General features: G+C 72.8%; 19 protein-coding genes. 13 read left to right on the forward strand and 6 right to left on the reverse strand.

What is annotated here, in order from left to right; all coding sequences use genetic code 11:
* Nucleotides 1-257: 257 nt before the first annotated feature.
* Nucleotides 258-1,961 carry a GAF domain-containing protein gene (locus CCN37_RS21760; protein WP_086824043.1) on the forward strand — a complete coding sequence of 568 codons (1,704 nt, stop codon included), beginning with the start codon at nucleotides 258-260 and terminating at the stop codon, nucleotides 1,959-1,961.
* A gap of 10 nt (nucleotides 1,962-1,971) precedes the next feature.
* Here the strand turns inward: CCN37_RS21760 and CCN37_RS21765 are convergent, their stop codons facing one another.
* Nucleotides 1,972-2,622: a response regulator transcription factor gene (locus tag CCN37_RS21765; protein ID WP_086824045.1), complete on the reverse strand. Its 651-nt coding sequence runs from the start codon at nucleotides 2,620-2,622 to the stop codon at nucleotides 1,972-1,974.
* A 185-nt stretch (nucleotides 2,623-2,807) separates the two neighbouring features.
* Here CCN37_RS21765 and CCN37_RS39130 point away from each other — a divergent pair, with 185 nt between their 5' ends.
* Nucleotides 2,808-2,954 (forward strand): universal stress protein, encoded by a 147-nt coding sequence (locus CCN37_RS39130; RefSeq protein ID WP_143261726.1) that lies wholly within the window; start codon nucleotides 2,808-2,810, stop codon nucleotides 2,952-2,954.
* A 21-nt stretch (nucleotides 2,955-2,975) separates the two neighbouring features.
* Nucleotides 2,976-3,548: an HPP family protein gene (locus CCN37_RS21770; RefSeq protein WP_143261727.1), complete on the forward strand. Its 573-nt coding sequence runs from the start codon at nucleotides 2,976-2,978 to the stop codon at nucleotides 3,546-3,548.
* Nucleotides 3,549-3,668: 120 nt separating this feature from the next.
* Here the strand turns inward: CCN37_RS21770 and CCN37_RS21775 are convergent, their stop codons facing one another.
* On the reverse strand, nucleotides 3,669-4,358 hold the full coding sequence (locus tag CCN37_RS21775; RefSeq protein WP_086824048.1) for a DUF2267 domain-containing protein: 690 nt from the start codon (nucleotides 4,356-4,358) through the stop codon (nucleotides 3,669-3,671).
* 118 nt (nucleotides 4,359-4,476) lie between these two features.
* Here CCN37_RS21775 and CCN37_RS21780 point away from each other — a divergent pair, with 118 nt between their 5' ends.
* A complete protein-coding gene (locus CCN37_RS21780) occupies nucleotides 4,477-4,890 on the forward strand; it encodes a hypothetical protein (protein ID WP_143261728.1) in 414 nt (137 codons plus the stop codon).
* Nucleotides 4,891-4,925: 35 nt separating this feature from the next.
* Here CCN37_RS21780 and gap read toward each other — a convergent pair whose 3' ends face one another.
* From gap to CCN37_RS21800, 4 genes are all read right to left on the reverse strand, one after another.
* Nucleotides 4,926-5,933, reverse strand: a complete 1,008-nt coding sequence (gene gap, locus CCN37_RS21785; protein ID WP_086824090.1) for a type I glyceraldehyde-3-phosphate dehydrogenase — start codon at nucleotides 5,931-5,933, stop codon at nucleotides 4,926-4,928.
* Nucleotides 5,934-6,012: 79 nt separating this feature from the next.
* A complete protein-coding gene (locus CCN37_RS21790) occupies nucleotides 6,013-6,516 on the reverse strand; it encodes a universal stress protein (RefSeq protein WP_168200785.1) in 504 nt (167 codons plus the stop codon).
* A 50-nt stretch (nucleotides 6,517-6,566) separates the two neighbouring features.
* Nucleotides 6,567-7,463: a universal stress protein gene (locus tag CCN37_RS21795; protein ID WP_168200786.1), complete on the reverse strand. Its 897-nt coding sequence runs from the start codon at nucleotides 7,461-7,463 to the stop codon at nucleotides 6,567-6,569.
* Nucleotides 7,464-7,473: 10 nt separating this feature from the next.
* Entirely contained in the window at nucleotides 7,474-8,655 is a 1,182-nt protein-coding gene (locus CCN37_RS21800) for an acetate/propionate family kinase (RefSeq protein WP_086824057.1), read from the reverse strand.
* A gap of 168 nt (nucleotides 8,656-8,823) precedes the next feature.
* Between CCN37_RS21800 and CCN37_RS21805 the strand changes: the two genes are divergently transcribed.
* The 9 genes from CCN37_RS21805 to CCN37_RS21845 all read left to right on the forward strand — a co-directional run bounded on the left by CCN37_RS21805 (nucleotide 8,824) and on the right by CCN37_RS21845 (nucleotide 22,102).
* On the forward strand, nucleotides 8,824-9,231 hold the full coding sequence (locus CCN37_RS21805; protein WP_086824059.1) for an Hsp20/alpha crystallin family protein: 408 nt from the start codon (nucleotides 8,824-8,826) through the stop codon (nucleotides 9,229-9,231).
* A gap of 88 nt (nucleotides 9,232-9,319) precedes the next feature.
* Nucleotides 9,320-9,985, forward strand: a complete 666-nt coding sequence (locus CCN37_RS21810; protein ID WP_086824061.1) for a CBS domain-containing protein — start codon at nucleotides 9,320-9,322, stop codon at nucleotides 9,983-9,985.
* Nucleotides 9,982-10,899 carry a universal stress protein gene (locus tag CCN37_RS21815; RefSeq protein WP_168200787.1) on the forward strand — a complete coding sequence of 306 codons (918 nt, stop codon included), beginning with the start codon at nucleotides 9,982-9,984 and terminating at the stop codon, nucleotides 10,897-10,899. The genes CCN37_RS21810 and CCN37_RS21815 overlap by 4 nt, the downstream gene beginning before the upstream one ends.
* A gap of 58 nt (nucleotides 10,900-10,957) precedes the next feature.
* Nucleotides 10,958-13,438 carry a cation-transporting P-type ATPase gene (locus tag CCN37_RS21820; RefSeq protein WP_168200788.1) on the forward strand — a complete coding sequence of 827 codons (2,481 nt, stop codon included), beginning with the start codon at nucleotides 10,958-10,960 and terminating at the stop codon, nucleotides 13,436-13,438.
* On the forward strand, nucleotides 13,435-15,972 hold the full coding sequence (locus tag CCN37_RS21825) for a cation-transporting P-type ATPase (RefSeq protein WP_086824092.1): 2,538 nt from the start codon (nucleotides 13,435-13,437) through the stop codon (nucleotides 15,970-15,972). The genes CCN37_RS21820 and CCN37_RS21825 overlap by 4 nt, the downstream gene beginning before the upstream one ends.
* Complete coding sequence (locus tag CCN37_RS21830) at nucleotides 15,969-16,373, forward strand: hypothetical protein (RefSeq protein WP_143261729.1); 405 nt, start codon at nucleotides 15,969-15,971, stop codon at nucleotides 16,371-16,373. Before CCN37_RS21825 ends, CCN37_RS21830 begins: the two co-directional genes overlap by 4 nt.
* Complete coding sequence (locus CCN37_RS21835) at nucleotides 16,370-16,996, forward strand: HPP family protein (RefSeq protein WP_086824069.1); 627 nt, start codon at nucleotides 16,370-16,372, stop codon at nucleotides 16,994-16,996. Before CCN37_RS21830 ends, CCN37_RS21835 begins: the two co-directional genes overlap by 4 nt.
* On the forward strand, nucleotides 16,993-19,641 hold the full coding sequence (locus tag CCN37_RS21840) for a bifunctional GNAT family N-acetyltransferase/acetate--CoA ligase family protein (RefSeq protein ID WP_086824071.1): 2,649 nt from the start codon (nucleotides 16,993-16,995) through the stop codon (nucleotides 19,639-19,641). The genes CCN37_RS21835 and CCN37_RS21840 overlap by 4 nt, the downstream gene beginning before the upstream one ends.
* A gap of 106 nt (nucleotides 19,642-19,747) precedes the next feature.
* Complete coding sequence (locus CCN37_RS21845; RefSeq protein ID WP_371504727.1) at nucleotides 19,748-22,102, forward strand: phosphoketolase; 2,355 nt, start codon at nucleotides 19,748-19,750, stop codon at nucleotides 22,100-22,102.

Here is a 22,102-nt window from a genome sequence, read left to right on the forward strand (position 1 = left end):
ACGGGGCGCTCCGACTGGCCTCGCTCGCCCCGTCGATCTCCGTCGTGGTCAGGCCGAACGCCGTGGTCGCCTCGTCCATCGTCGTGCACCTACTCAACTGGGTCGCGAACGTTTCCGCCTCAACGATGCGCGTGCTCCATCCGTGCAAACCATGGCCGAAAGTCCTCTGCTACCAGGGAATTACTCCATCAGGGGCAGGACTTGGCGATCATCGCGGGACGTGCCAGGCTGAGCCCCGCCGTCACGAGGAGTCAGCCATGCCGCCCGCAGACAACCCACCACCGAGCGCCGGACTCACTGGCTTGCGGCTGGACGAGTTGCTGAAGGAGGTGCAGGACCGCCTCGCCGAGATCGTCAAGACCCGCGACCGCATCCAAGGACTGCTGGACGCGGTGCTCGCGGTGGGGACAGGGCTGGAGCTGGACTCGACGTTGCAGCGGATCGTGCAGGCCGCTGTGGACCTCGTCGACGCGAAGTACGGCGCGCTGGGCGTGCTGGGCAAGCGCGAGGGCCTGTCGGAGTTCGTCTACGTCGGCATCAGCGCCGAGCAGCGTGCGCGGATGGGGCATCTGCCTGAGGGACGGGGCCTGCTGGGGCTGCTGATCGAGCACCCGAAGGTGATCCGGCTGCCGAACCTGGGCAGTCACCCGGCCTCGGTCGGTTTCCCGGCCAACCACCCGCCGATGAGCAGCTTCCTCGGAGCTCCCGTGCGGGTGCGGCAGGAGGTTTTCGGCAACCTCTACCTGACCGAGAAGGAGGGCGGAGGGGAGTTCACCGCCGACGACGAGGTCGTGCTCCAGGCGCTGGCGGCGGCGGCGGGTGTGGCGATCGAGAACGCCCGCCTGTTCGAGCAGGGCAGGATGCGCCAGCGCTGGTTGGAGGCCTCCTCGGAGATCCGTGCTGAGCTGCTGGCTGGTGCCTCCACCGACGACGCGCTGCGCCTGGTGGCCCAGCGGGCGACCGAGCTGTCCCAGTCCGACGGCGTGCTGGTGCTGCTCGCCGACGGTGACGGCCGGTTGACCGCGCGAACGGCCGCGGGGGAGCGGACCGGGCGGCTGCTGGGCGCCACCATCACGACCACCGCTGTCTCGATCGAGGAGGTCTTCCGCTCCGGCGGGACCAGCCTGGTGCCCGATCTCGCCGGATCGCTCGACGCCGATCTGGGAGAGCACGCGGACCTGCTGGGACCGGCGCTCGCGGTGCCGCTGCGGACCGCTGCCGGGATCAGCGGTGTGCTGCTGGCCGTGCGGGACAAGGGCGGCGCGCAGTTCGAGCCGGAGCAGGTGCCGGTGCTGGCCTCCTTCGCCGACCAGGCCGCGCTCGCCCTGGAGGCCGCCGAGACCCAGCGCGCGCAGCGGCTGCTGGACGTGCTGGCCGACCGGGACCGCATCGCGCGGGACATGCACGACCACGTGATCCAGCGGCTGTACTCCTCGGGCATGACCTTGCAGGGCACCCTGCGCCTGGTCAACCAGCCCGAGGCGCGCGCACGCATCCAGAAGGTGGTGCACCAGCTGGATGAGACCGTGCGCGACATCCGAACTTCGATCTTCGACCTGCACACCGCTGGGGAGGAGAACCCCGAGAGCCTGCGCAGGCGCCTGCTGGACGTGGCGGCCGAGGCGTCGGCGGCCGGCGGGCCCGCGCCCTCGGTGCGGATGGCGGGCGCGGTCGACACGCTGGTGCCGCCGGAGATCGCCGAGCACGCCGAGGCGGTGGTCCGGGAGGGGGTCAGCAACGCCGTCCGGCACGCACACGCCTCGGCGATCACCGTGACCGCCGAGGCCACCGAGGACTTCGTGATCGAGGTCATCGACGACGGCGTCGGCGTCCCGGACGGGGTGGCGCGCAGCGGGCTGGCGAACCTGGAGCAGCGCGCGCGCAGCTGCGGCGGAACGGCCGTGCTGTCCACCCAGCCGGGCGGGGGCACGCGCCTGACCTGGCGCGTGCCCCTGACCTGAACCTGATCGTTCAGCGACCCGGCTGGTGCTTGGTGCGCAGCTCGGTGGCGAGCACGGCGACCTGGGTGCGGCGGGACATGCCGAGCTTGGCCAGCAGGTGTGAGACGTAGTTCTTCACCGTCTTCTCGGCCAGGTACATCCGACCGGCGATCTCGCGGTTGGTCAGGCCCTCACCGATCAGCTCCAGCACGGTGCGCTCCTGTTCGGAGAGCTCGCGCAGCGGGTCGACGGTTTCCTGCTCGCGGCGGATGCGGTTGAGCAGTGCGGTGGTCGCGCGGGCGTCCAGCAGTGACTGGCCTGCGGCGACGGTGCCGATGGCGGTGACCAGGTCGGTGCCCAGCACCTGCTTGAGCACGTAGCCGGACGCACCGGCCATGATCGCGTTGAACAGGGCTTCGTCGTCGCCGAAGGAGGTCAGCATCAGGCAGTTCAGCTCCGGCAGCCGCGAGCGCAGCTCCCGGCACAGCTGGATGCCGTCGCCGTCGGGCAGCCGTACGTCGAGCACGGCGACATCCGGCGAGCAGGCCGGGATCCTGGCCAGCGCCTCGGCCACCGAGGACGCCTCGCCGACGACCTCGAAGCCGGGCTCGGTCTCCAGCAGGTCGGCGATCCCGCGCCGCACGATCTCGTGGTCATCGACCAGGAACACCTTGGTGGTCATGCCGAAACGCCTCCGTGCCGCCGAGTGGGACCTTCTCCAGCACGGTACCGACGGTGGCAATCCTCCGATCAGGGGCGAAAGTCCCTGTCCGCGCGACGTTACTTCCGCCGCGCCGGTCGGGACTTCGTGCCCTGACACCGCCGCCCCCGCCTTCCTAGCCTCGGTGGGGAGAGGAAGGAACGGCGATGGCGCAGTGGATGGGGTCCCAGATCGTGGAGGGTGTGGCGATGCTCGTGGTCGGCAGGCACCGCGGTGGCGCTGCCCGCCAGGCGGTCAGCGGCTCGGTCAGCGCGGTGTGCGCGCGGCGGGCGTTCCGCCCGGTGGAGCGCTGAGCCGTGCGGGTCGCGGAGATCATGAGTTCCCCCGCCGTGTGCGTCGCGCCGGGGACGAGCCTCACGCGTGTTGCGAAGATGTTGAGACGCAAGGGGATCGCTGCGGTCCCAGTGGTCGGCGACGGGGGGTCGATCATGGGCGTCGTGAGTGAGGGCGACATCGTGCGCGCCAGGACGGTTCCCGGGACGCGGCGGCTACGCACCGCGGCGGAGGTGATGACCGTGAACGTCTTCACCACCAGCGCCGAGGTCGAGGTCGACGACCTGGCGACCGCGATGCTCGAGAGGCGGCTGCGCAGCGTTCCCGTCGTCTCCGACCACGGCGAGGTGCTGGGGATGGTCAGCCGGCGCGACATCATGCGCGCGCTGACGGACGACGGTGGCGGCATCGCCGTGCGGGTGCGCTACCTCCTGGACGGCTACTGGGGCCCGGAGCGCCGCTGGGACATCGACGTCGACGGCCCGGTGGTGACCGTGACCGGTGAGTTCCGCGACGAGTCCGAGCGCGAGGTGGTGCACCGGCTGGCCGATGTCATCCCCGGCGTGGCTGTGGTTCGGACACGGGGGCGCGGCGCGTTCAGCGTCAGCGACTGACTCCCCGCAGGTGGCCGTATCGCGAGCGAACGACCCTCGTGCTGCGCTGAGCGAGCTGAACGGGTCGTTCGGGGCGGTGGGCGCCCGCAACGACCCGTTCAGCTCATCCGCCGCGGTGGTTCAGCGCGCGGGGAAGGTTTCGGCGACGGGCTCGGGGTGGCCGATGGCCAGCAGCGCCTGCCGGGCCTGGCGGGTCGGCGGGGCGTGCCCGACGTCACCGCCCTCGGTGCCACCGCTCTCGACACCGTTGCCCTCGACACCGTTGCCCTCGACGCCGCGTGCGAGCAGGTGGACGGCCTCGGCGAGCGTGCGCACGTCGTTCTCCAAGCGCTCGATGCGGTCCTGGGTGCCGGGGGAGCGCCGGGGCTCGCGCGCCGGCGGCTCGGGGGAGCAGTCGACGAGCAGCCGGATTCCCTTGGGCAGCTGGGCGATCGCGTGGTTGAGCGTGCCGGGCGCCAGCAGCGAGCGCAGCGCCCTGGTGATGGCGGCGAGGGTGTCAGCGGCCTGCGCGGTGGAGACGCGCGCGGAGAGGACGAACTCGGTCGCGAAGCCGGTGGCGTCCTGGGGCGAGGGCACCCGGCTGGGCTCCCACCCCTCGTAGAACACCCCGCGCAGCAGCTCGGGCAGTTGGGCGGCGAGGTTCGCGGTGGTGTTCACGCCCAGGTGGTCGCGAACGGCGTGCAGCCACGCGCGGGTGCAGCGGTAGGTCAGGTGCGAGTCGGTGGTGCCGAGGTGGTCGGCGATCGTGGCGAGCCAGTGGTGGGCGGTGTTCTCCGCGTGGGCGAAGCTGGTCGGTCGGTGCGGGCTCATGCGCTCTCCCCGGTGTGGTCGGCCTTCACCTCCAGCCTCGGTGACCTGCTGCCGCCGCCCCAGGGCACAAGGACCTTTGCTTGCCGGAGAGGTCCACGTGGTGGCGGTGTGCGCGCTGATGACGGTTCCGCCGGCGTTGCTCCCCGGCACCGTCGCGCACGAACGCCTGAGCGGCACGGCCACCCGACAGGCAACGGCCGTGCTGGAGCAGGACGTCTCACAGGAAGTGCACGCTCGGTGGACCACGGCGGACGGGACGCCGCGCAGCGGAGACGTCCTCGCACCCGGCGGAGCCCGAACGGGTGCGAGGGTCACGATGTGGCTCGACTCCGCGGGACGGCCGGCCCCGCCGCCGTCGACCGGAGCGGCACTCAGGTGGATGGCGTCTGTCACGGTCGGTGTTCTCGTGATCATCGGTGGGCTCCGCGTCCTGCTCCACGGTGCCGTGCGCTTGGCGCTGGACCGCGGGCGGCTCAGCGCGTGGCAGGCGGAGTGGGAACGCGTGGAGCGGGACTGGACCCACCGGTGCTGAACGGACGTGCCCCGAGAAGGCCCGTCATCGGTGGTTCAGACGGTCGGCAGCAGCTTGCCGACCAGGTCCACCAGCCGGTTGGTGTATCCCCATTCGTTGTCGTACCAGCCGAAGACCTTCACCAGGGTGCTGCGGGCCTGGGTGAGGGTGGCGTCGAAGACGCAGGAGGCGGGGTCGCCGATGATGTCGCTGGAGACGATCGGATCGGTGTTGTAGCGCAGCACCCCGGACAGCCAGCCCTCGGCCGCCGTTCGGAAGGCGTCGTTGATCTCCGCGACGGGGACGCGTTCGGTCAGCTCGACGGTGAGATCGGTGAGCGAGCCGTCCACGACGGGCGCGCGCACCGCGAGGCCGCCGATTCGGCCGGAGCACCAGGGCAGGACCGTGTCGATGGCCTTGGCCGCGCCGGTGGTGGTGGGAACGAGGTTGACGGCGGCGGAGCGGCCGCGGCGCAGGTCCTTGTGCGCGTTGTCGAGCAGGTGCTGGCCACCGGTGTAGCTGTGCAGGGTGGTCATCAACCCGTTGCGGACACCGAAGTTGCGGTCCAGCACCGCGACCATGGGCGCCAGGCAGTTCGTGGTGCAGGAGGCGGCCGAGACGATGTCGTGGGAGAGGGGGTCGTAGTCCTCGTCGTTGACCCCGACCACGACGGTGGCGTCGCAGTCCTTGCCAGGGGCGGAGATCAGCACCTTGCGGGCTCCCGCGACGAGGTGCTCGGCGGCGGCCTCGCGCGTGCGGAAGCGGCCGGTCGCCTCGATCACCACCTCGGCGCCGACCGCCTTCCAGTCGATGTCACCGGGGACCACCTCGTTGGTCACCCTGATCGGCTGGTCCTGCACCACCATCGTGTGCTGGTCGTGCTCGACCTTGCGCTCCCACGGGCCGTAGGTCGAGTCGTGGCGCAGCAGATATGCCAGGGTGTCGATCCTGGCGAGGTCGTTGACCGCGACGACCTCGATGCCCGAGCCCGGGGAGTCGGTGACACAGCGCAGGAACGCCCTTCCGATCCTGCCGAATCCGTTGATGCCCACCCGCACGGTCATGTTCGCCTCCTGGAAGTCGTTGTGCACCAACGAGTTTCGTGATGCGCCACGAGCGATCCCAGAGCCGGGCGGTACGGGGTCAGCGGGCCGAAGTACCCTGCGCCAGCTCGCGTTCGGCCGCACCGGACTCACGGGCCACGGCGGGCGGCAGCACCAGCAGCGGGCAACGGGCGTCGCGGGCGCAGGACAGGGTCACCGAGCCGATCAGGGCGGTGACCAGGTAGCCGCGCCCGTGACTGCCGAGCACGAGCAGCCGTGCGTCGCGGGAGGCGTCGACGAGCACCTTGCTCGCCGGTCCCGCGATGAGTTCGGTGCGCACGGGGACCTCCGGCAGCCCGGTCGAGGCTCGCTCGACGATGGCGTCCAGTTCGGCGTGAAGGCCGCGGGATTCGGCTTCGGAGACGCTCGGTTCGAGTACGGGCATCGGCAGCGTGGACGGGGTGATGGCGTAGGGCTGCCACGCCATCACGGCGGTGACGGGGGCGCCGGTGCCGTGGGCCTGGTGGATCGCCCAGCGCAGCGCCTGGACGCTGAACTCCGATCCGTCCACCCCGACGACGATGGGCTTGGTGCTCTTCGACATGACGATCTGTCCTCTCAGTGACATCAGCAACGAGCGTCAGGCAACGGGTTTCAGGCGAGCGGGGTGACGGCGACCGGGCAGAGGCAGCGGGCGACCAGGCGCTCGGCCAGCGGTTCGATCCCGCGCCGCAGCCCACTGCGGTGGGGTCGCCCCACGACCAGCAGCCGGGCTCCGACAGCGGCGCGGGCCAGCGCGGTGGGGGCGGGGCCGTGGAACACCGCGCGGCGGACCTCGACGCTGGGATCGCTGTGCTGCCAGTGCTCCAGGACCCGCTGGAGGTAGCCGTACTCCGGCGGGAGCGGGCTGAGCCGGACCTCCAGGGTCCGCTCGTCGATGGCGGAGTCGAGGTCGGCCTTCGGCGCGGCGTGCACGGCAGCCAGCGGCCAACCGTGCGCACGCGCCTCGGCGAACCCGAGCCGGAGCACGGCGGCGGTTGCCGTCGACGGCGCCACACCGAGCACCACGTGCCCGGCGAACGGCCGCTCGGCCGGGGTGGTGGTGGTGGTGGTGGTGCGCGGGGGCACGACGACGACCGCGCTCGGCGCCTCGTTGAGCACCCGGCTCGCCGTCGAGCCGAGCCAGCGGGCGGCCAGCCGGTGGGTGCTCCTGGCCCCGACGACGAGGACGTCGGCGGGGGTGACCAGCTCGGCGAGCGCCGCGCCCGCCGGGCCCTCCAGCAGCTCCGCGTGGACCTGGTGGGCGGGCAGCACCGTGACGGCTCGTTCCCACGCCGCGGCCACGAGCCGCTCGGCCGTCGCGGTGGGCCTGGCGCCGAGGGACACGATCGGCATGACCGTCCCGGACGGCGCGGTCGCTTCCCTCGGCGCCTGCCAGCAGTGGCGGATCTCCAGCGGGGCGCGGCGCACCCGTGCCTCCTCGACGGCGAACGCCAGCGCTCGCCCGCCCGCCTCCGTGCCGTCCACTCCGACGACGACTCGCTCGACCACGACGGCCTCCCTAGACGGATGTCCTTGTGATGCTTCGATCCTCGGACCGCCCGGCGGGAGTGGACAGGGGCGAAGGACCCGAGGGGGGACGGGCATCGGCTCCGAGCACGGCGCGGGTCTGCGCGGCGATCTCCACGTCCTCCCGCGCGCGCACGACGGCGGTGCGCACCCGGCTGCCCGCCGAGGAGATCTCGCCCTCGACACCGCGCACCGCCTCGGCGTTGGCCCGTTCGTCAATGCCGAGCCCGAGCCAGGACAGGCGTTGCGCGACCTCGGCGCGCAACCCGGCGTCGTTCTCCCCGACACCGCCGGTGAACACCAGCACGTCGATCCCGCCGAGGGCGGCGACCATGCCGGCCACGGAGGCGCACAGCCGGTGCAGGTACACGCCCACCGCCAGCTCCGCGTTCTCATCACCCTCGCCACGGCGTCGCGCGATCTCGCGCATGTCGGCCGTCCCGGCGAGCCCGAGCAGCCCCGACTGGTGCGCGAGCCCGTCGGCGACCTGGGCGTGACGGAGGCGGCCGTGCTCGAGCAGCCACAGCACCAGGCCGGGGTCCAGCGCGCCGCAGCGGGTTCCCTGCACCAGCCCGTCGAGCGGGGTGAAGCCCATCGTGGTGTCCACGCACGTGCCGTCGAGCACCGCGGCGAGCGAGGCCCCGGAGCCCAGGTGGCAGACCACGGTCCGGCTCGCGCCGCCGACCAGCTCCCACACCCGGCGCGCGGCGTAGCCGTGGGAGAGGCCGTGGAAGCCGAAGCGGCGCAGGCCGTAGCGGGCTCGCCAAGCCGGTGGCAGGGGGTACTCGACGGCTTCCTGGGGCAGATCGCGGTGGAACGCCGTGTCGAAGCAGGCGACCGCGGGCAGCCCGGGGCAGTGGCCGCGCACGATGTCCACGGCCGCGATCGCGGGCGGCTGGTGCAGCGGCGCCAGCGCGGCGAGGTCGATCAGCTCGCAGCGCACCCGGTCGGTGATCAGCGTGGCCTCGGCGTGCAGCGCTCCGCCGTGCACGATCCGGTGCCCGACGGCGGCCACCGGCGGTGCCTGCGCGAGCGCGGCGGGGAGCGCGGCCAGCCCGCCTTCCTCAGGTCCGCGCAGCTGTCGCCGCCACCTGACCCCGTCCCGGTCGACCACCACGGACAGCTTGATGCTGCTGGACCCCACGTTCACGGTGAGGATCGGCTCGGCGCTCATCCCTCAACGGTCCGCCCCGCGCGGGGGCGCGCGGAAGCGGCGAGCGACCCGGCGGGGCAGGGACTTTCGGCTCAGCCGGTGGAGGACTCGGGCTCTCGCGGGCGGCGCGGGGCGAGCGGTGTGCTGAACGCGGATGCCCATCGTTCCACCGGAAGGGAGAGGATCTCGATGACGGCGATCACACGTCGGGGAGCACGTTCGGTGCTTCCCGAGCTGCTGGAGCTGTTCGACGGGAGCTGGCCGTTCGGAGCCAACACGGTGCACGTCGAGGAGTACTTCGACGAGGACGCCTACGTGGTCCGCGCTGAGCTGCCGGGCATGAACGCTGAACGGGACATCGAGGTGACCGCCAACGACGGTGTGCTGACGATCTCGGCGACCCGCGAGCAGGAGCAGCACGACAGGCGGCACAGCGAGTTCCGCTACGGCAGCTTCGCCCGGTCCGTCCGGCTGCCGTCCGGGGCCGACATCAAGCACGTGAAGGCGGCCTACACCAACGGAATCCTCGACGTCCGCGTGCCCGTCAAGAACACCGGGGAGTCTCGGCGCATCCCGGTGAACACCACGGAGCACTGACCACCGTCGCGGGGCCGGTGATGCGGGCCCGGCTCCGTGACGGCCCTCCAGAAGTCCACAGTGGACAGATGAGTGCCAGGAGACCGCCATGCGCAAGCCCACCGTTCGGTCCGTCATGACCACCGACGTGATCACGACGACCCCGAGGACCCCGTTCACCCACGCCGCCGGCCTCATGGTCAGGCACGGCGTCAGCGCCCTCCCCGTCGTCGACGGCTCCGGAACGCTCGTCGGCGTGCTCTCGGAGGCCGATCTCCTTGCCAAGGAGGTCCACCGGGGCGAGCCGACGTCGGTGCTCGACAGCTGGCTGCGCCGGCACTCCCGACACCGGGCGCGGGCGCGCACCGTGGGCGGGGCGATGACCCCGCGCCCGGCGACCGTCGACGCGGACTCGGACGTGAGCGCGGCAGCTGAGCTGCTGTCCCGCTCCGGGCACCGCCGCCTGTTCGTCGTCGACGAGCGCGGTCGGCTGATCGGTGTGCTCGCCCGGCGTGACCTGCTGCGCCCGTTCCTGCGCACCGACGCCGAGCTGGTGACGGAGCTGGAACGGGAGGTCATCCGGCGGACCCTGTGGGCCGACATGAGCGGTGTGCGGGTGTTCGCGCGCGACGGCGTGGTCACGCTGAGCGGCCGGGTCGACGGGCGCTGCGCCGCCGAGCTCGCGATCGAGCTGGTGAAAGCGGTGCCCGGCGTGGTCGACGTGCAGGACGAGCTGGAGTTCGACCGGGACGAGTGGCGGGAGGGCGTGCGGTGAGAACGATCGTGGTCGGGGTCTCCCCGTTCCTGGACCGCGGGCCGGTCGTCCGCTGGGCGGCGGGCGAGGCGGTGCGGCGCGGGAGCGCGTTGCGCCTGGTCCACGTGTGCCAGGAATCGCCGTGGTTCGGCGCCTCCCGGGCGGACTACGCGCCGGACCTCGTTTTCGGTCCGCGCGTGCGCGGCGAGTCGGTGCTGCGGGCGGCGGTCACCGATGTCCGCTCGGCGCACCCCGCCCTGTCGGTCACCACCCGGCTCGCCGACGGCGATCCGGTCGCGGTGCTCGCCGAGGAGTCGCGCGACGCGGAACTGCTCGTCGTCGGCACTCACGACCAGGGCCGTTTCGCCGATGTGGTGCTGGGCTCGGTGGCGCGGAAGCTGATCCGGCTCTCCGCCGCGCCCGTGATCACCTTGCCGCAGCTGGAAAAACCGACCGCGGAGGGACCCGTGGTCGTGGGTGTGGACGGCACGGAGGTCTCCCGGGCCGCGGTGGAGTTCGCGGTGACCGAGGCCGCGCGCACGGGCAGGCGGCTCTACGCGGTGCACTGCTGGCCCACGCCGCTGGACCGGGCTGAGCGCCCGCTGGTCCGCGACGAGGAACGCCGGGTGCTGGCCGAGGCGCTGGCCGGGCTGTCGGAGCGGTTCCCGGAGGTGTGGGTGATCCCCGTGCTCTGCGGCGGCGACCCCGCCGAGGAGCTGGTGCGGCGCTCGCGCGATGCCTCCATGGTCGTCCTGGGATCGCACCGCAGGACGGCACTGGCCGCCGCCGTGCTCGGCTCCGTCAGCAGGGATGTGCTGCGGCACTCTGGCTGCCCGGTCGCCGTCGTGCTGCCCCGCCCCGCTCCCCTCCCGCCAGGCGGTCTCGGCAAGCAGGCAGAGCCGTTGGTCCCACCCATCGAGGTCTCGCGGCACTGAACCCGCGCACTCGCGAGGACCAGGCTCGATGTCGACACCGAGGAAACGGGGAGAACACGTGAGCGCGACCGCGGTTGGCGAGAGGACCTCGGGACTGTCCGAGGCCGAGGCGGCGGCGCGGTTGCTGCGCGACGGACCGAACGAGGTGGCCGTCGAACGGCCGCCGAACATGGTGACGCGGTTCGCGCGCCAACTGGCCGCGCCGCTGACGGCGGTCCTGCTCGTCGCGGGCGTGCTCAGCACGACCGTGCTCGGCCAGGTCGTCGAGGGCGTGGGCATCCTGGTGATCGTCGTGCTCAACGGAGTCCTGGCCGCAGTGGGAGAGGCCAGGGCCGACCGTGCGATCACCGCGCTGCGCGAGCTGAGCGCCCCCACCGCCGTCGTCGACCGCGGCGGTCGGATCCGGAGACTGCCCACCGCGGAGCTGGTCGTCGGCGACCTCGTGCTGCTGCGCGCCGGTGACGCCGTGCCAGCCGACCTCCGACTGGTGCGGACCGCGTCGATGGCCGTGGACGAGGCGATCCTGACCGGAGAGTCCGTTCCCTCGGCCAAGGAGCCCGGCGACAGTGCCTTCGCCGGGACCGTCGTGGTGCGCGGCGGTGGCCGCGGTGTGGTGGTCGCCGTCGGCGGGCAGAGCGCGGTGGGCAGGCTCGCCGCGAGCCTCGGGCGCCCGCCTCGGACGCCGTTGCAGCGCGAACTCGCCGAGGTGGCGAAGAAACTGGGGCTGGCCGCCGCTCTGGTCGGCCTCGCACTCGTGGCGGTGCTGTGGTGGCGCGATCCAGGAGCCTGGCAGCTCGCGCTGCTGGCAGGGGTGGCGATCGCGGTGGCGGCGGTCCCGGAGGGGTTGCCCGCCGTGGTGACCGGCGCGCTGGCGCTCGGCGCGCACCGCATGGCCCGCCGTGGCGCGATCGCGCGCAGACTGGAGTCCGTCGAGACGCTGGGCAGCACCTCCGTGCTGTGCACGGACAAGACCGGAACGCTGACCACCGGCAAGCTCGCGGTGGTGGCGGCAGAGCCCGCCGTGGGCGCGCTGCCCGAGCAGCTGTGGCTGGCCGCGGTGCGGGCGAACGAGGCCGAGCGCACCCCGACGGGCTGGACCGGCGACCCGGTGGACATCGCGCTCAGGGAGGCCGCGCGCAAGGAACTCGCCCGCGAGCCCGTGGTCGAACAGCTGCTGGAGGCCGAGCCGTTCGACGCGAGCACGCGGCGGATGGCCACGCTGCGCCGCACCTCCTCGGGCACGGTGCTCTCGGTCAAAGGCGCTCCCGAGGCCGTGCTGCCGCTGTGCGACCAGGACCAGGCCCGCCTGCTGAGCGCACAGGTCGACCGCATGACCTCGGCGGGGCTGCGCGTGCTCGTCCTCGCCGAAGGCAACAGCTCGGCCGGGTGCGAGCCGGACTGGGAACGCTTCCTGGCCGAGTGCTTCCCGCTGCGCCCGCTCGGGGTCCTCGGCCTCGCCGACCCGCTGCGCGAGAGCGCCGTGGGCACCATCGCCGAGCTCCGCCGCGCGGGCATCCGCGTGGTGCTGGTGACCGGCGACCACCCCGAGACGGCCGCGGTGATCGCGGGACGGGCTGGGATCGACCGGGACCGCGTGGTCACCGGCGCCGAGCTGGCCGAGCACGGCGACCGCGCCGCCGCGCTGCTGGAGGCGAACGTGGTGGCCAGGGTCGACCCCGAGACCAAGCTCGCCCTCGTCGAGGCCCACCGCGCAACCGGGGCCGTGGTCGCGATGACCGGGGACGGGGTCAACGACGCGCCGGCACTGCGCGCCGCCGACGTCGGCGTGGCGCTCGCGGGCACGGGCGGCACCGACGTCGCCAGGCAGGCCGCGGCGCTGGTGGTGACCGATGACGACCTGCGGACGGTGGTCGACGCGGTCCGCGAGGGCAGGCGCATCCACCGCAACATCCGCACGGTCGTCAGTTACCTCATCACTGCCAACGTCAAGCTCGTCGCGACGGTGCTGGCGATGATGGCGCTGGTGCCGTGGGTCGGGGTGCCGCTGCTGCCGGTGCAGATCCTGTGGCTGAACTTCATGACCGAGGGCCCGCCCGCCTTGGCTCTGGGTGTGGACCGCGCGCCCGGCGACCTGCTGGCCGATCCGCCGAGGCGCGCGGGGCAGCGGCTGCTGTCCGCGCGGCGGTCGCTGCTGCTGGTGATGGGTGGTCTCAAGGTCGCGGCGGCGATGGTCACCGTCGGACTGGTCGCGGTGTGGTGGGGCTACTCCGCCGAGCAGATCCGCACGGAGCTGCTGGTGACCTCGGCGATCACCCAGCTGCTGCTCGTCTTCGCGGTGCGCGCGCACCGGTGGCCGTTCGAGCGCGGGTGGACGCGCAACCGCGCGCTGCTGCTGACCGTCGCCGCAACGGCGCTGTTGCAGGTCCTCGTGCTCACCGTTCCCGTGCTGCGCGACGCGCTCGGGCTCGTGCCGTTGGGCTGGGACGGCGTCGCGCTCGCGGTCTGCGGGGCGCTCGTGGCGCTGCTGCTCTACAGCGCGGCCAACCGCGTCTTCGCGGCGTGGGGGTGGACGCGATGACCACGCTCACGCGGCCCGGACTCACCAGTGCCGAGGCGAGCGAAAGGCTGCGCGCCGACGGCCCCAACGTGCTGCCGACGCGGCACCGCACGTCCCCGTTGTTCTTGCTGGGCAAGCAACTCGTGCACTTCTTCGCGCTGCTGCTGTGGGTCGCCTCCGGGCTGGCGCTGCTCGGCGGGATGCCCGAGCTGGCGATCGCGATCGCCGTCGTGGTGCTGGTCAACGCGGTGTTCGCCTTCGCCCAGGAGTACCGGGCGGACAAGGCCGCCCAGCACCTGCGCTCGCTGATCCCGGCCCGCGCGGTGGTGCGAAGGGACGGCAGGCGGGTCGAGGTGGACGCGGCCGAGCTGGTCGTCGACGACATGGTGCTGCTGTCCGCGGGCGACCGGGTGAGCGCGGACGCGCTGCTGCTGTCCGTGGCGGGCCTCGCCGTCGACGAGTCCACGTTGACGGGGGAGAGCCGCCCGGTGCGCCCAGGAGAAGGCGACCGCGCCCACGCCGGTACCCACGTGGTCGAGGGTGATGCCGAGGCCGTGGTGACCGCGACCGGCGCGCACACCCGGATCGCCGGGATCGCCGAGCTGACGGTGCGGGCGCAGCGCCCGCCCAGCCCGCTGACCTCGCGGCTGAACCGCGTGGTGAAGGTCGTGGGCCTGGTGGCGGTGGCGCTCGGACTGGTGTTCTTCGGGCTCGCGCTGGCGCTGGGCATGAGCGCCACGGAGGGCTTCCTGTTCGCGGTCGGGGTCACCGTCGCGCTCGTCCCGGAGGGCCTGCTGCCGACCGTGACGCTGTCGCTGGCCCGCGCGGCGCGGGTGATGGCCGAGCGCAACGCCCTCGTGCGCAGGCTCGACGCGGTGGAGACGTTGGGCGCCACCAGCTTCATCTGCACCGACAAGACCGGCACGCTGACCAGGAACGAGATGGCGGTCGTGCGGGTCATGACCCCGGCAGGACCGGCCGCGGTGGACGGTTCGGGCTACGAGCCCTCCGGATCGGTGCGCGGGGACCTCGCGGCCGTGCGCGCCCTGGCCGACAGCGCCCGCCGCTGCTCCCCGGACGCCCACGCCTGCCTGCACGAGGGCCACTGGCGCCCGTTCGGCGATCCCATGGAGGTCGCGCTGCACGTGCTCGCCGCGCGCGCCGGGCTGGTCGACCCCCCGCCACCCGCCGTGCTGCGACTGCCCTTCGATCCGCGCCGCCGCCGCTCGTCGGTCACCGACGCCGCCGGGCTGCACGTCACCGGCGCCCCGGACTCAGTGCTGCCGCTGTGCCGCGAGGTTCCCCGGGGCGTGGTCGACGCGGTCGCGGAGTTCGCGGAGCAGGGACTGCGGGTGCTCGCCGTCGCCCGGGGCCGGGGCGCACTGCCCGGCCAGCGCCCTGAGGAGGCCGAGCGCGACCTGGAGCTGCTGGGCGTCGTCGGGTTGCAGGACCCGCCCCGCGAGGACGTCGGCGAGGCGATCGCGCGCTGCCGCACCGCGGGCATCCGGCTCGCGATGATCACCGGCGACCACCCCGGGACCGCGCGCGCCATCGCCGAGCAGGTCGGACTCCTCGGCCCGGAGCGGATCGTGGTGCGGGGCGAGGACCTGCCCGAGGACGAGGCCGCGCTCGGCGAGCTGCTCGACCACGACGGCGTCGTGGTGGCCAGGGTGACCCCGGAGGACAAGCTGCGCATCGCCCGCGCCCTCCAGAGCCGGGGGCACGTGGTGGCGATGACCGGCGACGGGGTCAACGACGGCCCGGCGCTGCGCGCGGCGGACATCGGGATCGCGATGGGTGCCAGCGGCACCGACGTGGCCCGCGAGGCCGCCGACCTGGTGCTGCTGGACGACCACTTCGCCACCATCGTCGGCGCGGTGGAGCTGGGGCGGGCCACCTTCGCCAACATCCGCCGCTTCCTGACCTACCACCTCACCGACAACGTCGCCGAGCTGGCGCCGTTCGTGCTGTGGGCGCTCTCCGGCGGCACGATCCCGCTGGCGATCACGGTGTTGCAGGTGCTGGCGCTGGACATCGGCACCGACCTGCTGCCAGCGCTGGCGCTGGGCGCGGAGCCCGCCGACCCCCGCGCGATGCGCGGCCCGGCCCGCGTCGGCGCGCTGATCGACCGGTTGACGCTGCGCCGGGTGTTCCTGGTGCTCGGCCCGGCCGAGGCGCTGATGGCGCTCGCGGCGTTCCTGCTCACCCTCGCCACCGCCGGGTGGACCCCCGGCGCCGCGGTGGCGCCGGGGACGCTGGCGCTGGCCTCGGGGGTCGCCTTCAGCGCGATCGTGCTCGGTCAGCTGGCCAACGCCTTCGCCTGCCGCAGCGAGACCAGGTGGGTGGGCGCGACCGGGTTCCGCGGCAACCGGTTGCTGCTGGGTGCGGTGGCGGTGGAGCTGGCGGTGCTGCTGGTGTTCCTGCTCCTCCCGCCCTTCCCCGAGGTGCTCGGCGGGGCGTTCCCCGACCTGGGCGGCTGGTTGCTCGCGCTGGCCGTCATCCCCGTTCTGGTGGCCGCCGACGCCGCGGACAAGGCGATGCGAGGAAGACGATGAGACAAGACCATCCACAGTGGACAAACGAGGCCGCCGTCGTCACCGGTGTGGTGTTCGCGCTGGCGTTCTTCACCAACCTACTCGTGGTGCTGCTGGCGCCGGAGTCCTACGTCGGCTTCGCCGAGTGGGCCGGTGCCCCCGGTTGGGTCCGGGCGCTGTGGGCGGCCACGGTGGGAGCCCATCCCGGCTTCTGGATGCCGCTGGTGGCCCTCTACCAGTTCGCCGTCGCGGTCTGCGCGCTGTCGGAGAGCAGGCGCGTCATCGGGCTCGCCGGAGCCGCGCTGTTCCACTGCGGACTGCTGGTGCTCGGGATGTGGCCCTACGCGCTGCCGGTGCTGGCCTGTCTTCTCCTGACCTCGTGGCAGGCCACGAAACCCTTACCCGAGAAGGAGAAGACATGAGAGCCCGCGACATCATGACCAACCCCGTGATCTGCGTCCACCCGGAGACCTCGGTGCGCGAGGCCGCGGAGGTGCTGACCAAGCACCGCTTCGCGGCCTTGCCGGTCATCGACGACGACTCCCGGCTGATCGGCATCGTCGCCGAGGCCGACCTGCTCCGCGACCGCATCCCCAGCGACCCCCGCGCGCACATCTGGCGACCCGAGGGCGACACGGTGGACGGGGAACCGGCCCCGGGAACGGTCGGCGGGGTCATGACCACGACCGTGGTCGCGATGACGCCGGGTGCCGACGCCGCCGACATCGCCGAGCACATGCTGGAGCGCCACGTCCGCAGCATGCCGATCGTGGACGGCTCGCGAGTGGTGGGCATCGTCAGCAGGCAGGACCTGATCAGGACCCTGGTGCGCAACGACGAGGCCGTCGCCGCCGATGTCCGGCGCAGGCTGTGCGCCTATGCCGACAGCTGGCGCCACTGGGAGGTGCGGGCGAAGAACGGCGTGGTGACCGTGCGCGGCGAGCTGCCGCCCGAGGACGACACCGCCGAGCGCGTGGTGATCGCATTGGCCAGGGCCGTGCCCGGGGTCAGCCGGGTGCGCGTGCGCCCGCAGGAGAGCCGGTGACCGCGGTCCGCGCGCTGCTGACCGACGGTAGGCCGGTCGTGCTGCGCGTGGTCACCGACACCGACCTCCCCGCGATCCGCGAGCTGCACGAGAAGCTGCCCGACCAGGACCGGTACCAGAGGTTCTTCTCGATGGCGCACACGGTGATCGAGCACTACGTGCGGAGACTGGCGCACCCGCCGGACACCAGCTTCGGCGCGCTCGGCGCGTGGTTGGACGGCGTCCTCCTCGGCGTGGCCAGCTACCACGTCATGACCGAGTCCGACCACGCCGACGTCGCGGTGGCCGTCGCGCACTCCGAGCAGGCGCACGGCGTCGGGACGTTGCTGCTGGAGCACCTGGGATCGTTGGCGAGGCGGCACGGCATGCGCTACCTGCACGCCGACCTGCTGGCGGTCAACGCGCGGATGCTGCGGGTGCTCACCGACTGCGGCCTGCCCGCCGCGATCGTCCGCGACGGGGTCACGATCTCGGTGACGCTGCGGCTGACCGAGGACGAGTCCTACCAGGAGGCGGTGCGCGTCCGCGAGATGGTGGCCGACCGGGCGAGTCTGCGCTCGGTGCTGGCGCCGGAGTCGGTCGCGGTGATCGGCGCGGGTCGCTCACCGTCGTCGGTGGGCAACGCCGTGCTGTGCAACCTGGTCGACGGCGGGTTCCGCGGACGGCTGTGGCCGGTCAACCCCAAGGCGGGCATGGTGGCGGGCCTGCTCTGCTACCCGGACGTCGCCGCACTGCCGGAGGCTCCCGAGCTGGCCGTGCTCTGCGTGCCCGCGCCCGCCGTCCCCGCCGTCGCGCGGGAGTGCGGACGCCGAGGGGTCAAGGCGCTGCTCGTGGTCACCGCCGGCATCACCGACGACCCCGAGCTGGCGAAGGGGCTGCGCGCCGCCGTGGTGGAGCACGGCATGCGCCTGGTGGGGCCGAACTGCCTCGGCGTGATCAACACCGATCCCGGTTCGGCGCTGCACGCCGCCTTCTCCCGCTCACCCGACCCGGCGGGCGAGGTCGGTGTGGTGACGCAGTCCGGCGGAGTGGGCATCGCCGTGCTGGAACGCTTGTCCCACCTGGGCCTCGGAGTGTCCACAATGGTCTCAACGGGGGACAAGTACGACGTCAGCGGCAACGATCTGCTGATGTGGTGGGCCAGGGACGAGCGGACCCGGTTGGCCGTGCTCTACCTGGAGTCCTTCGGCAACCCGCGCAAGTTCACCCGGCTCGCCCGCCACCTCGGCACCACCACCCCGGTCGTGGCCGTGCGCGCAGGCACCTCCGAGAGCGCCCAGCGGGCCGCCGCCTCGCACACCGCCGCCGCGGCGACGCCCGCCGTCACCCGCGACGCGGTCTTCGCCCAAGCCGGGGTGACGGTCGTGGACGACCTCGACGAGCTCGTGGAGGTCGTCGCGCTGCTGCGCACCCAGCCGCTGCCGTCCGGGCCGGGCGTGGCGGTCGTCAGCAACGCCGGGGGCATCGGAGTCCTCGCCGCCGACGCGTGCGCGCGGAAGGACCTCGACCTCGCACCGTTGACGGAGATGACGACGAGCGGCCTGCGAGCCGTGCTGCCCGCGCAGGCTGCGGTGGCCAACCCGGTCGACACCACGGCCGCTGTCAGCGCGGAGAGCTTCGCCGATGCGGTGCGGCTGGCGCTGACCGATCCGGGCGTGCACGCGGTGTTCGCGATCAGCGTGCCGACCGCCCTGGGAGATGCGGGAGAACGCGTTGGCGAGCTGGCCGACCTGGCGGTGGCGGTGGAGAAACCGCTGCTGCTGGTGCGGCCGGGCCAACGCGCCCAGGTCGAGCTCGTGGCGGCGGGCGCGCACCGCCTGCCCAGCTACTCCGACGCCTCCGGCGCCGCCCGCGCGCTGCGAGCCGCGGTGAGCCGGGCTCGGTGGCTGGCCCGCGATCCGGGCGTGGTCCCCGACCTGCCCGGGATCGACGTGGAGCTGGCGCGCGGCGTGCTTGCCGAGCACCCGGGCGGCGGGTGGCTGCCGCCGGAGGACGTCCGCGCCGTCCTGACCGCCTTCGGCATACCCCTCGTGCCGTCGGAGCTGGCCACGACGGAGGAGCAGGTCGTCGCGGCGCAGCGACGGTTCGACCGGCCGGTGGCGTTGAAGGTGGTCGCCGACGAGGTGCTGCACAAGAGCGACGTCGGCGGTGTGCTGCTCGACGTCGGCCCGGAGGCGGTGGCCGAGGGCGCGGCGAGCCTGTGGCGCAGGTTCGGTGACCGCGTGAACGCGGTGGAGGTGCAGCCGATGGCCGAGCCGGGTGTCGAGCTGCTGATCGGTGTCACCTCGGACGAGCTGTTCGGCCCGCTCGTGGTGTGCGGGCTCGGCGGTGTGGCGACGGAGGTGCTGGCCGACCGGGCGTTCCGACTCGTTCCTCTGTCCACAGTGGACGCTGACGAGCTGCTCGGGTCGCTGCGCGCGGCACCGGTGCTGCACGGCCACCGGGGGGCCGCGCCGGTGGACCTCGTTGCGGTGCGGGAGGTGCTGCTGCGGGTGGCGCGGCTGGCCGAGCTGCTGCCGGAGGTGGCCGAGCTGGACCTCAACCCCGTGCTGGCCGGCCCGCACGGCTGCGTCGCCGTGGACGCGCGGGTGCGCGTGGTGCCGCGCGAGGTGACCGATCCGTGGTTGCGGCGCCTGCGCTTGTGACGTCCAGCGCGTGGCGCGGGTCTTTGGTCCCTGCTCGCACCGCACCGAGAACGGCACGGTTGCAGAAGTGGAGTTCAGGACTCGGAAAGGACATGACGTGGCCGACGTGATGACGGTCGAGCACAGCGCCGCGGCGCTCACCGACGGCGAAGTCGACCGGCTCAACGCCTACTGGCGAGCGGCGAACTACCTCTCAGTCGGCCAGATCTACCTGATGGACAACCCCCTGCTGACCGAGCCGCTGCGGCCGGAGCACGTGAAGCCGCGGCTGCTCGGGCACTGGGGCACCACGCCGGGGCTGAACTTCGTGCTGGCCCACCTCAACCGCGTGATCATCGAGCGGGACCAGCGAATGCTCTACGTGCTCGGCCCCGGGCACGGCGGTCCCGCCGCGCTCGCCACCGCGTGGCTGGACGGCACCTACTCCGAGGTCTACCCGGCGATCGGCCGCGACGCCGACGGCATGCGCGAGCTGTTCCGCCAGTTCTCCTTCCCCGGCGGGGTTCCCAGCCACGTCGCACCCGAGACGCCCGGCTCGATCCACGAGGGCGGGGAACTCGGTTATTCGCTCGCCCACGCCTACGGGGCCGCCTTCGACAACCCGGACCTTGTCGTGGCCTGCGTGATCGGCGACGGCGAGGCCGAGACCGGCCCGCTGGCGGCCAGCTGGCACTCGAACAAGTTCGTCGATCCCGCCCGCGACGGCGTCGTGCTGCCGATCCTGCACCTCAACGGCTACAAGATCGCCAACCCGACCGTGCTCGCCCGCATCGGCGACGACGAACTGCGCTCGATGCTCGCCGGCTTCGGGCACAAGCCGTACTTCGTGTGCGGCGACGACCCCGACGCGATGCACCGCGACATGGCCGCGGCGATGGACCAGGCGCTCGACGACATCGCCGGGATCCGGGCCGTCCGACCCGACCGCCCGCAGTGGCCGATGATCGTGCTGCGCAGCCCCAAGGGCTGGACCGGTCCCAAGGTCGTCGACGGCAAGCCCGTCGAGGGCACGTGGCGCTCGCACCAGGTGCCGCTGGCCGACGTGCGCAACCACCCGGAGCGACTGGTGGAGTTGGAGCGCTGGCTGCGCTCCTACCGCCCCGAAGACCTCTTCGACGCAGCCGGTGTGCCGGTCGACGACATCGACCCCCTTGTCCCAGAAGGGGAACGCAGACTGTCGGCGACCCCGCACGCCAACGGCGGGCTGCTGCGCGCCGACCTGCATCTGCCGGACTTCCGCGACTTCGCGGTTCCGGTCCCCGCCCCCGGAGCCACCACCGCCGAGGCGACCCGCGTGCTCGGCACCTGGCTGCGCGAGGTCATGCGGGCCAACCCGTCGAACTTCCGCCTGTTCGGCCCCGACGAGACGGCCTCCAACCGGCTGGAGGCCGTCTTCGAGGTCACCGACCGCGCGTGGTCGGCGGGGCGGCTGCCCACCGACGAACACCTCGACCGCGCGGGCCGGGTGATGGAGGTCCTCTCCGAGCACCTGTGCCAGGGCTGGCTGGAGGGCTACCTGCTCACCGGGCGGCACGGGCTGTTCAGCTGCTACGAGGCGTTCATCCACATCGTCGACGCGATGCTCAACCAGCACGCGAAGTGGCTCAAGGTCACCAGGGGCATCCCGTGGCGGCGGCCGATCTCCTCGCTGAACTACCTGCTGACCTCGCACGTGTGGCGGCAGGACCACAACGGATTCAGCCACCAGGACCCCGGTTTCCTCGACCACGTGATCAACAAGAAGGCCGAGGTGGTCCGCGTCTACCTGCCGCCGGACGCCAACACGCTGCTGTCGGTGGCCGACCACTGCCTGCGCTCCAAGGACTACGTGAACGTGGTCGTCGCGGGCAAACAGCCCGCCCCCACCTGGCTGTCCATGCCGGAGGCGATCGCGCACTGCACCCGAGGCATCGGGCTGTTCGACTGGGCCAGCACCGACCAGGGGCGCGAGCCCGACGTCGTGCTCGCCTGCGCCGGTGACACGCCGACACTGGAAACCCTCGCCGCGGCGAAGATCCTGCGCGCCGAGCTGCCGGAGCTCGCCGTCCGCGTGGTCAACGTCGTCGACCTGATGCGGCTCCAACCGCGGTCGGAGCACCCGCACGGCATGCCCGACAACGAGTTCGACGCACTGTTCACAGTGGACAGACCGGTGATCTTCGCCTTCCACGGCTATCCCTGGCTGATCCACCGCCTCGCCTACCGCCGCAACGGCCACGCCAACCTGCACGTGCGCGGTTACAAGGAGGAGGGCACCACCACCACGCCCTTCGACATGGTGATGCTCAACGACCTCGACCGCTACCACCTGGTCATGGACGTGATCGACCGCGTCCCCGGGCTGGCCGTGCGCGCCGCGCACCTGCGCCAGCGGATGGTCACCGAGCGCCTGCGCTGCCGCGCGCACACCCGCGAGCACGGAGTGGACCCCGCGCACATCACCGAGTGGTCCTGGAGCTGA

This window comes from Allokutzneria sp. NRRL B-24872 (assembly GCF_002155965.1).
GTDB lineage: Bacteria > Actinomycetota > Actinomycetes > Mycobacteriales > Pseudonocardiaceae > Allokutzneria.